The organism is Pseudomonas sp. B414 (genome assembly GCF_055408445.1).
The window spans coordinates 33,774-45,296 of sequence record NZ_JBUZTQ010000038.1 but is presented as its reverse complement, the minus strand read 5'-3'; the positions used below and the strand labels follow the sequence as shown (position 1 = coordinate 45,296).

The 11,523-nt window shown below is 56.5% G+C and carries 9 protein-coding genes and 1 pseudogene; 5 read left to right on the top strand and 5 right to left on the bottom strand.

The genetic code is table 11. From position 1 onward, the window contains the following. Positions 1 to 119 precede the first annotated feature (119 nt). Genes ACZRMH_RS22280 through ACZRMH_RS22270 form a run of 3 tightly spaced genes read left to right on the top strand, consistent with a single transcriptional unit; the run spans position 120 to position 3,388 of the window. Positions 120 to 677: an ABC transporter permease gene (locus tag ACZRMH_RS22280; protein ID WP_464015320.1), complete on the top strand. Its 558-nt coding sequence runs from the start codon at positions 120 to 122 to the stop codon at positions 675 to 677. Beyond that, positions 667 to 2,127: a TolC family protein gene (locus tag ACZRMH_RS22275; RefSeq protein ID WP_464015319.1), complete on the top strand. Its 1,461-nt coding sequence runs from the start codon at positions 667 to 669 to the stop codon at positions 2,125 to 2,127. Before ACZRMH_RS22280 ends, ACZRMH_RS22275 begins: the two co-directional genes overlap by 11 nt. Next, positions 2,114 to 3,388 (top strand): efflux RND transporter periplasmic adaptor subunit, encoded by a 1,275-nt coding sequence (locus ACZRMH_RS22270; protein WP_464015318.1) that lies wholly within the window; start codon positions 2,114 to 2,116, stop codon positions 3,386 to 3,388. The genes ACZRMH_RS22275 and ACZRMH_RS22270 overlap by 14 nt, the downstream gene beginning before the upstream one ends. 152 nt (positions 3,389 to 3,540) lie before the next feature. On the opposite strand, the gene ACZRMH_RS22265 is transcribed toward ACZRMH_RS22270, so the two are convergent. Together ACZRMH_RS22265 and ACZRMH_RS22260 are read right to left on the bottom strand one after the other, a co-directional pair. Continuing rightward, a complete protein-coding gene (locus tag ACZRMH_RS22265; RefSeq protein ID WP_464015317.1) occupies positions 3,541 to 4,344 on the bottom strand; it encodes a hypothetical protein in 804 nt (267 codons plus the stop codon). A 147-nt stretch (positions 4,345 to 4,491) separates the two neighbouring features. Beyond that, complete coding sequence (locus tag ACZRMH_RS22260; protein ID WP_464015316.1) at positions 4,492 to 5,421, bottom strand: LysR family transcriptional regulator; 930 nt, start codon at positions 5,419 to 5,421, stop codon at positions 4,492 to 4,494. Positions 5,422 to 5,539: 118 nt separating this feature from the next. Between ACZRMH_RS22260 and ACZRMH_RS22255 the strand changes: the two genes are divergently transcribed. Both ACZRMH_RS22255 and uxuA read left to right on the top strand, forming a co-directional pair. Further along, positions 5,540 to 6,436, top strand: a complete 897-nt coding sequence (locus tag ACZRMH_RS22255; protein ID WP_464015315.1) for a DMT family transporter — start codon at positions 5,540 to 5,542, stop codon at positions 6,434 to 6,436. Positions 6,437 to 6,492: 56 nt separating this feature from the next. Further along, a pseudogene (uxuA, locus tag ACZRMH_RS22250) lies at positions 6,493 to 7,237 on the top strand (mannonate dehydratase); the annotation flags it as partial. Positions 7,238 to 7,357: 120 nt separating this feature from the next. Here uxuA and ACZRMH_RS22245 read toward each other — a convergent pair. From ACZRMH_RS22245 to ACZRMH_RS22235, 3 genes are all read right to left on the bottom strand, one after another. Further along, positions 7,358 to 9,784 (bottom strand): TonB-dependent siderophore receptor, encoded by a 2,427-nt coding sequence (locus ACZRMH_RS22245; protein WP_464015314.1) that lies wholly within the window; start codon positions 9,782 to 9,784, stop codon positions 7,358 to 7,360. Between the two features lie 102 nt (positions 9,785 to 9,886). Beyond that, a complete protein-coding gene (locus ACZRMH_RS22240; protein WP_464015313.1) occupies positions 9,887 to 10,855 on the bottom strand; it encodes a FecR domain-containing protein in 969 nt (322 codons plus the stop codon). Beyond that, entirely contained in the window at positions 10,852 to 11,358 is a 507-nt protein-coding gene (locus tag ACZRMH_RS22235; protein ID WP_464015312.1) for a sigma-70 family RNA polymerase sigma factor, read from the bottom strand. Before ACZRMH_RS22235 ends, ACZRMH_RS22240 begins: the two co-directional genes overlap by 4 nt. Positions 11,359 to 11,523: the final 165 nt, after the last annotated feature.

The window sequence follows — 11,523 nt, the reverse complement described above, 5'->3', positions numbered from 1 at the left end:
GAAGTCATGGGAGAGGTGATGCAGGAAGCCTTGGCTATGCGGCATGATGCTCCGGCTTCAATTCAATAACCGTGTTGCACTCAGCTCCTGCAACCGCCCCGCTTCAAAGTTTGGCACGAGTGGACAGCGCTGCGAGTATTGCCGATGTGATCATCCGTATCGCACCAGGGCAAAATATTGAGCTTGTTGCTGCGCAGGTATTTGAGCGCTTAAGTCATGCGTTTAAAACCCGCACTGTGACAATGATAGTGCCACAGCAAATAATGAAAGCAATGAGCCTTCAGAACAGAACCTTTAATTATCTATTGATGGCGTTGGGGGTCATTACGCTGGTGGGTGGCGGTGTTGCGGTGATGAATATTATGTACATGAATGTTTCTGAACGTCGTACTGAAATTGGTTTGCGCATGGCCATTGGCGCCCGTCGGCAAGATATACGCAATCTGTTTTTGTTCGAAGCACTTACGCTCAGCGCACTCGGTGCTGTGCTGGGAGCAGCTTTAGGTATTTTGTTGGCCTGGCTTTATTCAATGATTTCGGACTGGGCCTTTGAGTTGGCTCTGGTTTCTGTGCCGTTGGGTATTACAAGCACATTACTTGTCGGCGTTTTCTTCGGGTTGCAACCTGCGCTCGCGGCTTCGCGGCTTACACCTGCAGAGGCACTTCGTGATTATTAAATGGTCAGCGGTGCTCAGCGTTGGCTGTTTTGCCTTGATTCTGTCGAAACAGCTCACAGCAGCGCAGGCAGAAGTCGAAAGTCAGCGCAGTGAGTCATGGAGTCAGCACTCAGTTGACCTGTCATTGGCTGAAGCCGTCTCGCTGGGCTTGAGAAGAAACTACAACATCCGCAGCCTCAAGCTTCAGCGTTTGAGGGAGAAGTTCGATCTGTTTGTAGCGGATGACATGTTCAACCCGAAATTGAAGCTCAGCGCAACTCACCGGTTTTCCAGAGGCAGTGCCGATAACGTGCGTAGCTCCGGCATTGCACCGTCGGTGAGCTTGCTGGGCGAATACGGGACCAATCTTGAACTCAACTGGGATCAGCAACTTAATGCCGCGAAAAATGCCGGTGACCTGAGCAGTGACGGTCTGGCGCTGACCTTGACCCAACCGCTTCTGAGAGGGGCGGGGAAAGACGTGACTACGGCTCCCTTGCGCCTGGCCAAATTGACTGAGCAAGTCAACCAGTTGAACTTGAAAGCGAGTGTGGCGCAAACCCTGTTTGACATTATTTCGGCCTATCGGGCGCTGCTGAAGTCCCAGAATCAAGTGACGCTGGCAACGGCTGCGCTTGAGCGGGCGGCTACGTTATTGGAGGTCAATAAGGGGTTGATTGTTGCCGGGCGTGTCGCGCAGTTTGATGTTGTGCAAATTGAAGCGGATATCGCGTCACAGGAGTTGGCGGTAGAAGAGGCGAAAAATCAGCTGGATGCGAGCCGGTTACAGATGCTCAAGCTTCTGGCGCTCGACCTGTCGACACCTGTCCGCGCCAGTGACAGCCTGCAAGTGACCCGGCTTGAAATCGACCAGACCACCGCGTTAAGCGTGGCGCAGGCCAAGCAGCCGCATTACCTGAGTACATTGCTGCAGAGTGAGCAGGCAGCCATCAATTTGATCCTTGCACAAGACAAGGCCCGTTGGGATTTGTCGCTTGTGGCAGGGGTCAATCAGCAGCGGGGTCAGCACAGCATCAGCGGTTCCAGTCGAGCGTGGGACAGTTACACGGGGCTCAAGCTGGAAATCCCCATCGGTGATCTCGGTATCCGCCAGGGCAAGGTCAATGCGCAGAGCTTGCTGGAACAGCAGCAGTTGCTCCAACAAGAGGCGCGGATGGAATTGCAGCGTCAGGTCACTGATGCAGTCCGGGGGTTGAACACTCTCTGGCGCCAACTTGAGATATCCCAGCGAGTCATTGAGTTATCCAGGCGCAAGTTGTCTATAGAGAACGACAAGTTGAACGCTGGAAGATCCAGCAATTTTCAGATCATCAGTTTTGAAGCCGACCTGCGGGGGGCTGAAGACGCGAACTTGAACGCGAAAATTTCATATCTGGATGCCAGGGCCAGGCTCGATGTGCTGTTGGGTGTGATGCTGGAGAGTTGGGAGATATCACTTGAAAACTTTTGATCGGTTCAAGGTCTTGAAGGGAGGTTGCAAGCCTGTTTTGGCCGGGGGGGTGGTATTGAGTGCGGCATTGCTATTTTTGCTGCCTGTGGCCCCTGAACCTGCTGTTGCCTGGGTCGCGGTCAGCAGCCAGCAGTTGGAGCATGAAATCGGTTTGGTGGGCAAGATCGAGCCAATCGAGACAGCGCTTGTCACTGCACCGTTTGAGGCTGTTGCCTTGGCCAATAAGCTGAGCCCGGGCCTGCAGGTAGAACAGGGGCAAGCCTTGTTGTCGCTTGATACCGCGCTCCTTGAAATCAAGATCAGGGATGCACTGGCCAGCAAGTTGAGGATGCAGCAAGTCGTTGAGCTTTATCGTGCATGGTCGACGGGGCCGGAAGTCAGGCAAGCCCGGCAGATGCTCAGAATTGCCGAACTGTCGATGCAGACACTTGATGTGGAGTTCGCTCAAGTTGAAGCGCTCTATCAAAAAGGCATTGTTGCGCGTAACGAGCGCGATGCCCTGAAGCAGCAGCGCTCCCAGCAATTGCTTGAGCTCAAGGCGGCCCAGGCGCAGCTCAAGGATGTGCTGGCGGCCGGTACGGGGGAGGCCAGGACCATTGCCGCTATGGAGTACCAGAATGCATCCGTTGCCCATGAACAGTTAAACGCCTTACTGGAAAAAAAGACGCTTCACGCACCGTTTTCGGGGGTTGTGCTGGCCCTTGGTGCGCCGCAGCTGGCAGCGGGTGAAGCAGGCACTCTGCATCAGGGCACCCTGTTTGCAAAAGGCCAGCAATTGATCAAGCTGGCCAACACGTCCGGGTTCAAAGTCGTCAGCCTGGTGGCGGAATCAGATGTGAACAAGTTCGTCCTCAACCAAAAAGTCACGATCTCCGGGGATGGATTCAAGGGCCGTAAACTGAGCGGTTATGTCAGCGCCATCAGCCAATTGGCGGTTGCGGATGAAAGTGCCGGCAGTGCGGCGAGATTCGCGATCACTGTCACCGTTAACAGCCCAGAAAGCGGTGAATTCATGGACGTCAGATTAGGCATGAGCGCACACATGACGATCGTGACCTACCGCAATGACAACAGCTATATCATTCCCCATGCCGCGGTTGAGCAGGCCGGTAATACCAGCTTCGTGCAGCACCGTGAGAGCCTTGACGGGCCAGTAATGCAGCGTGAGGTCACGATCGGTCAGTCGACCGCCGAGGGGGTTGAGGTGTTTGGTCTGGAGTCGGGGTTTGTCAGTGTTAAAACCCCGACGCCCACCCTGTAAACCGCGGCTCCCATTTTGCGCATCGCCGCCATTACCGGGGTTAAATGATCACTCAGTACATCCACTGCCTGGTAGAGGGCAAAGGCAATGGACATGGGGCAGGCGATCAGTGCCGTCAGCCAGTCATGGAGCAATTTTGCGATTGAGCAGGCTTAAAGCGCTGGCGTTTTTACATCGGATTTAAGCCCGGCTTTCCAAGGCGTGTATTCAATTCGATGGAATGAACTGGTCATGGCCTTGGCATTGGGCGCGTAGCCCGGCAAAGCGTTCATGTCCAGTTGCTTGCAGTGCTGGACCAGGCTGGCGAGCAAGGCATCGTCCTGCTTGAATTCATGAGGCCGCAGTGCATGCGGGTCCAGGCTGGCTGCGCACTCCAGCACACGGCCGCTGCTGTCGCTCATGATCATCAACGTGGCCACGCCAATGCTGTCGATGGGCAGCGGTGCGAGCAGTTGCTTGAACAGAAAGTCATTTTTCGCCTTGTCCTGCAATACCGTGGCGCGTCGCGCACGGGCTTCGGCAGAAAGCCCGGTCAGTGGGTAAACCGCTACCGGGGCGACGATTTCCTGGAATTTTTCCTTGGTGTCGGCCAGCGACCAGGGCATTTCCGGGAGCACCGACGTCCAGCAGATCGACTGCAGGTCCTTGGCCAACTGCGCGTTGTAGGGATAGAGCTTGCGGTCGAATGTCTTGTTGGGTTGAGTGTCACAAGCAATGACGCGGTTTTTGTCATCAATGGTGATTATCAGATTGAAACTGCCATCGCGCTCCAGGGCGTTGGCCAGATCTCCTTCCCGTGCCAGAACCCTTATCATCAGCTTTGCAAACCCTGCGCGTTGCTGGCCCAGCTCCTTTTTTTGCGCGGGTGTGAGCCTGGCCTCGGGGGCACCGCTATTGGACTGACAACCCGCGAGGAACAGGGCCGCGAGGGCGAAGGGGAGTATGCGTATAAACATGACGATCCTTGTACGGGAAACTGGCCTGGAGCTGACTTTTATCGGCGGAAGTTTATCGCACCTTGAACATCTGTTGCATATGAGTTTTATTCGTATTTGTGTGTGTTTGTGTACCTTGATACTCCCGAAGAAGCACCCTCAAGCTGGCTAAACCTCCCAAGGAGGTAGGGGGGTCCATTGTGTCCTCAAAAAGTCAATGAAGGTGCTGGTCTTGGCGGGCAAGTATCGTCCTGGCATATGTATCAAGTATAAAGAATCACCAATGGAGCCTGTGACCTCGTATTCGGGCAACACTCGTTGAAGCGCTCTGCTCGCAATATCCTTTGCTACGGCAAACCTGGGTAGCAAGGCGATACCGACCCCGCTCATGACCAAGTCGCGCAAGGCTTCACTATTGTTAACGGAAAAAGAGTTGGTGATATTTACCGTATGCTGTACGCCATTGCTGATAAAAACCCATGTCGACTTTCTGTCATGAAAACCGTAAAAAAGACAATTATGTGACGTCAGATCCCGAGGGTGTTTGATGGGGTCGCTACTTTGCAAAAGCTTATCTGTTGCCACCAGTACATAGGTGATTTCACATATATATTTTGCGCAGAGGTTGGCGGGAGGCTCATTACAAAGTCTAAGCATCAGGTCGTAGCCTTCTTCAACTAGGTTGACATGTCGATCCAGAAGGCAGAGTTCGATGGAAATAAGGGGGTTGTCTCTCGTGAAGCTAACCAGTAGCGGCATAACATGCAGCTTGCCAAAAGCTACAGATGTACTGACTCTCAATACACCTGAGGGTTGACCAACAAATTGCTCCGCGTCAGAGCGAACGCCTTCTAGCTCCTGCGCAATTTTTACCGCGCGCTGGTAAATTATTGATCCGACGTCGGTCAGGCTCAGATGTCGGGTGTTGCGGTTCAATAATCGAATGCCCATGCTGCTCTCCAGGTCGCGCAATTGGCGGCTGGTGACGGCTTTATCTTGAGCCAAAGCCCGTGCAGCTTCTGAAATGCTCCCGCACTCTACGATCTTGGCAAACGTCAACATCCACCGTGCGGTATTAATATTTTTGGAAAATGTCATTGTTGCGCTCCTGTCAACTTAGCGTTGATCTAATGAGGTCTACCGGTTAACAGGCCATCCAGTCAAAGTGTGCACTCGCTGATTTGAAATTGCTTTGCAATTGATAGGAGCCTGTACGATGACTATTGCAATTCCTGCGATCGATAAAGCATATCACCGCTTGGGCTGGCCAACTTTATTCATTTTGATGTGGAGTTCAGGGTATGTGGCGGGCAAGTTGGCGCTGCCATTTTCCGGGCCTTACACGTTGATATTTATGAGGTTTTCAAGTGCCGCGTTGATATTGTTGCTCGTGGCGCTTTTTATGCGCGCGGCATGGTCGAAATCTCCTGCAATATATATGCATCTATGTGTTGTAGGAGTTCTCGTACAAGCACTTCAGTTTTCAGGACTCTACGCGGGTTTAAGTCTTGGTGTTTCAGCAGGTGTATCAGCACTCATAGTGGGCATGATGCCTATATTGACGGCTATTGGAGCGGTGGTATTGCTTGATGAGAATGTGACTAAAAAGCAGGTGGTTGGTCTTTTTGTTGGCTTGTTTGGTGTTGTTGTGGTGGTGCTCGACAAAATCGGTCTTGGGCACGCTCAATGGGCAGGCTACCTGGCTGTACTCCTTGCACTGTGCGGGATCAGTGCTGGGGCCATTTACCAGAAAAAATATGTTACCCATGTTGATTTACGTGCGGCGGGCTGTATCCAGCTTGCTGTCGCCAGTATTGTTGTCGCTCCGCTAGCTTATATTTATGAACGGTTCGAAGTAAATTTTAATCTGACAGTATTACTGGCAACGGGCTGGTTGAGTCTTGTTAATTCGATTGGTGCTGTTAGTGTTCTTTTTCTGATGATGCGTCGTGGCGAAGCATCTAAAGTCGCCAGTTTGTTCTATTTGATTCCATCGACAACTGCAGTGATGGGCTATCTGGTGCTGGGTGAAAGGCTAAATATATTACAGTTCTCAGGCTTTATGATGTCAGCGGCAGGTGTTTATTTAACAACGCAATCATCCGTGAGATGACGGTTGATTATGTTGTTTGATTGTTCAGGGTAAAGAGGATTTTGGTTATGTGTGCGGGGGCAGAGGTCGAGTACAGCACGCAAGATATCCAGCAGGCCAGGGCCTATTTCGACAAGCTCAGCCCCGAGCAGAGCGAGAAGCTGGTCAACACTCTGATTGCCGGTCTGCCGGGTGCCGAAGAGCATTACTCGCTGGAAGATTTCCGCGTCTTGCTGCGTACCTACGCCGAAATTGACGGAGCGAAACTGCGCGAACATCTTGGGCATTTCTTGCCTGAAGTGATCACGGTCGCCGAAGAGGCGGGAGTGCGCATGGCCATCAGCACCCGGACGACCCGCCAGGGCGCTGCTGGGCCTGCCGCGTATTTTGTCCACCGCCGCAGACGCGCAATGACTGCTGGACGCTGCACCTAGCCCGGCCAACGGCCTGACCTTCTGCACCAGCTCCTATGGCGTGCGTGAAGACAATGATCTGGTGGCGATGGCCAAGCAATTTGCGCCCTTCATTTACTTCACTCACCTGCGCTCGACCCGCCGCGGGGCGGACCCGCGCAGCTTCCATGTAGCTCATCACCTGGGTGGTGATGTGGATATGGTCGGGGTAATTGGTGCACTGGTTGCTGAGGACCTGCGCCGTGAACGTGAAAGCGGCCCGCGCTTGCCACTGCGACTGGACCACGGCCACCAGTTGCTCGATGACCAGCATCGCAAGAGCAGCCCCGGCTATTCGCTGATCGGACGCCTCAAGGGCCTGGCGGAAATCCGCGGGGTTGAATTGGCGATGCGTCAGCAGTTGGCTTGAGCGGCTTGTCGTATAGACCGCGTTGATGCTATCGCGAGCAAGCCCGCTCCCACAGACTCGATCAGAATCTGTGGGAGCGGACTTGCCCGCGATTCAGGCACCATGGTTTTGTGGCTGTACTCAAAAATCAGCCTTGAGCGACATCACAAAGTTACGCGGCTCACCGTAGAAGTTGCCGAACCCTTCGGTACCAACGGTGGCGTAGTAGCGCTTGTCGAACAGGTTGTTGCCGTTCAGTGCCACCGACCAGGTGTCGTCGATACGATAGCCAATCCGCCCGTTCCACACCGCATAACCCGCCTGGGTAATGTCGTTGCCGCTGATCGGTGAAACCCGGTAGTTGCTGCTTTGTGCATTCACTCCGGCACCCACGGTGACGCGATCCAGCGCACCACTCAGGGCATAATCACCCCACACGCGCAGCAGATGGCGCGGCACATAAGAGTTGTAAGCCAGGCCATCCTGAGCCGCATCGGCATCTTCCAGTACTTTGGTCTGGGTGTAGGTATAACCGGCAAGCAATTGCAGACGCTCGATCACTTCACCGCTGATTTCCGCTTCAAAACCCTGGGCGCGCACCTTGCCGGAGTTCAGCGAACAACCGCCGTCCGGGCATATCGGGTCGGTCTGGGCTGCATCTTTCTGCACGGTGCGGAACAGGTTGAATGAGCTGTTGAGCCGACCGTTAAACCATTCGCCCTTGATCCCCAGCTCGTAGCTTTGCCCGATCAAGGGTTTGAGGGTTGCGCCGCTGATGGTCCGATAACCGCCCTGAGGGGTAAAGATATCGGTATAGCTGGCATAGGTGGTCAGGTTGTCGTTGATGTCGAACAGCAAGGCGGCAAACGGTGTGACCTGGCCGCTTTCCTTGGCCTCGGAATACACCGCAGTGCCTTCGCCGCGCCAGTAGGAGACGGCGTCGTTTTCCGATGCATACCAGCTCACCCGGCTGCCCAGCACGAAGGTCAGCGGGTCGGCCAGTTTCAGGCGGGCGAGGGAGTAGGCGCCGTATTGTTTGACCTGGATATCCACCGGGCCACCCCGCGAAGCATTGGCCAGGTAGTAGCTTTCGTCGGGGCGCGGCAGGTTGTGATTGGGGTTCAACACATTCTGGCGCTCTGGCAATGCGGCCACAGCGTAGAAGTCATCCTTGTGCGAACGGCTGGCATTGGCGCCCACGATCAAATCGTGCTGTTGGCCAAAGGCATCGAATTTGCCGTCGACGTAGGCATCGAAGCCGTAGTCGGTCTGGTTGTAGTCATAGATGCTGCCGAGCATCAGTGTGTTGCTGCTGGTGGCGCCCACAGGTACCGCGCCGCTGGGGAAGGCGTACTCCATGTCCTGGGTGTTTTTCGAGTAGACCCCGGCCACCTTCAGCGCCCAGTCGTCATTGATCTGGTGCTTGAGGTCGCCGAACCAGGTGGTGCGTTTGCTGCGCTGGTTGTTCCAGGAAGTGTTGAGGCAGGTAGAGCGCTTGAGTTTCAGATCGCTGCCATCGGCATAGCGCGGCAGCCCGCCCCAGCACGGGGTGGCGTCGACATCTTCATAGGCCAGCCCCAGCCCGAGGGTGGTGTCGGGGCTCAGGTCGAAGTCCAGCGCGCCGTAGTAGACCTGATCCCTGCGTTCGGCGACGTCATAGTAGTACTGGCGGGTCTGCTGGGTGACCACGGCGCGGCCGCGCAGGGTGCCTGCATCGTTCAGCGGGCCGCCTGTATCGACCTGCCCGCGATAGTTGTCCCAGGTGCCCGCCGACAGCGCCAGCTGGGTGTGCGGGGTGGCTTCGCCGCGCTTGCGCACAAAATTGACGCCGCCAGCGGTGCCGCCTGCGCCTTTCATCATCCCCGCCGCACCGCGCAACACTTCGACCCGGTCATAGATCGCCATATCGCTGTTGAAACTGTCTGCCTGCACATAGCTGCTGCCGATATCCAGCGGCACGCCGTCGTACTGGTACTGGCCGGTCATGCGAAAGCCGCGGGAGTAGAAGTACTTGCCGCCCATGGGCGAGTCGTAGACGGTGATGCCCGGGGTCTTCTCCATCACCTGTTCAATGGTGTTGAGGTTCTGGTCGTCGAGCATTTTGCGGGTGATAACTGTGACTGACTGCGGGGTTTCCTTGAGCGAGTGCGCGCCCTTGCCGATGGTCACCGCCTGAGCGGTGTAGGAGCCCGAGCCTTCGGTGGTGGCGTCGAGGCTGCGCTCGGTGACGTTGGTGACACCCAGTTGCAGGGCATCGCCGCTTTGCGGGGCCGGCTCTACGCTGAAATTGCCTTGCCCGGTGATGCGCAGTTGCAGGCCGCTGCCGCGCAGGGCGGTGTCCATGGCCTGTACGGCGGACATCTGGCCGATCACCGCCGGGGCCTGTTTGCCCTGTACCAGCGCAGGTTCCAGCGAGACGATCTGGCCGCTCTGGCTGGCAATGGCATTCAGGGTGTTGGCCAGCGGGCCGGCTGGCAGATTAAAGGTCATGTTCTGGGCCAGGGCAGGGCTGGCCAGAGTTGCCAGGGCAACGGCGACGCTAAGGGTGTGGGGCCACGGGTTGAGCACAGCATTCTCCTGATCGTGTGGAAGTCTCAGGAGATAGGTGGGCTGAGATTTGAAAACCGGACACGAATGCGATCAATTATCAAAAAACTTTTTGCGCGGGGCTTATGCCGGGCCAATCACGGTCAGCCAGGGGCTGTAGTGATCCACCCGAATGGGCAGGGTTTCGGCCAGGGCCGTGAAGGCGCGTCCGGCGTTGTCCAGCGGGTACACGCCTTGAACGCGCAGGCCGCGTATTTGCGGGGCGACCCGAACAAAACCGCGGGTGTAGGGGCGCAGGGCTGCGACCACGTCTTCCAGCGGATCGTCCAGGACGTTGAGCTTTGCCCGCAGCCAGTCGGCGCGGTGGCGCTGGTCGCCGACTATGGGCACGATGCTGCGCGGGTACAGCATGGCGGCCTGACCTTCTTGCAGATCACGGGTCAGACCACTGAACAACCGGGCCTGGACCGACTGCTGGAGCACCACCACGCGACTGGCTTGCTCCTGCTGGGCGACGAGAAAACGGGCGCCCGGGCTGCGAACTTCACCTTCGGCGGTACGCACGCACAATGGACGCTCAGCATCGGGTGCGACTTTGATCACCAGCTCACCGCGCCGCAGAATCACCAGCCGTTGTCGAGCGTTGAAATGCAGGTCCACGGCGCTGTTGGCGTTCAGGCTCAGGCGGCTGCCGTCGGCCAGGTTGAAGTCCTGACGCTGGCCGCGACCGGTGGACAGGTCCGCCAGTAATGAGTCGCCCAGAGGGCTGCTGGCGCCCAGCCACAAACCACCGCCGAGCAGGCTCAGGCCAGCAATGGCGCGCAATGCATCGCGCCTGGACGCGGTGGGTTGCAGCAGTAGCTGACGTGCTTCAGCGGCCTGGCCGGGGATGCGCTGGTCCAGTGAACGCAGGGTATTGAAGGAGCCGCCAAGGCGTTTGTGCAATTGATCCCAGGCCTGGGTATGGGCCGGGTCCTTGGCCAGCCACGCGTTGAATCGCTCAAGCAGCGCGGCATCGGGCGTATCGGCGCGCAGTTTTACCATCCAGTCGATGGTTTGTTCGCTGACAGGGTCCAGAAGTCGTTTGCTCACAGGCTGGCCTCGCTCAGATAGCACTGGCGCAAGGCCTGTTTCATATAGCGGCTGACGGTGCGTTCCGATAGGCCCAGTTTTTGCGCGATGGCTACATAACTCAGGCCATCGAGCTGGCTGTAGAGGAAGGTGGCCTTGACCATCATCGGCAGGCCGTCGATGGCGCGATCGATGGCGACCAGGGCCTCGATCAGCTGCAATTGCTCTTCGGGGGAGGGCGCCACGGCCTCGGGCAGCAAGGCCAGGCGGTCCAGATAGGCAGTTTCCAGCTTGCGCCGGCGATGGCGGTCGAATATCAGCCGCCGGGCGATGGTGGACAGGTAGGCGCGGGGTTGCTCGATACTGTCCGGGTCTACCCGCGCCGCCAGCATCTGGCAAAAGGTATCGGCGGCGGTGTCCTCTGCATCTGCGTGATTGCGCAAACGACGCTGAATATGTTGCAGCAACCAGCGGTGATGGTTGCTGAAAAAAAAGCCCAGTTTCTGACTTGAGAGAGGATGCACCGGTGGGATTTCCAGATGTGAGTGCGAATCGTTCCCAATAGTAGCGGCCAGATGATGGCAACTGCAATCAGATACTGCCGATCTTGTGGTAGTCGCTGCCGCAGGCTGCGAAGGGTTGCGCAGCAACCCGTATTGCGAAGGCGACGCTAATCTTCGTTAATCTCT

Bases quoted from the DNA above. Each gene is read 5' to 3' on its own strand.
- ACZRMH_RS22265 (WP_464015317.1), bottom strand. From the start codon at position 4,344: ATGTTTATACGCATACTCCCCTTCGCCCTCGCGGCCCTGTTCCTCGCG.
- ACZRMH_RS22260 (WP_464015316.1), bottom strand. From the start codon at position 5,421: ATGACATTTTCCAAAAATATTAATACCGCACGGTGGATGTTGACGTTT.
- ACZRMH_RS22255 (WP_464015315.1), top strand. From the start codon at position 5,540: ATGACTATTGCAATTCCTGCGATCGATAAAGCATATCACCGCTTGGGC.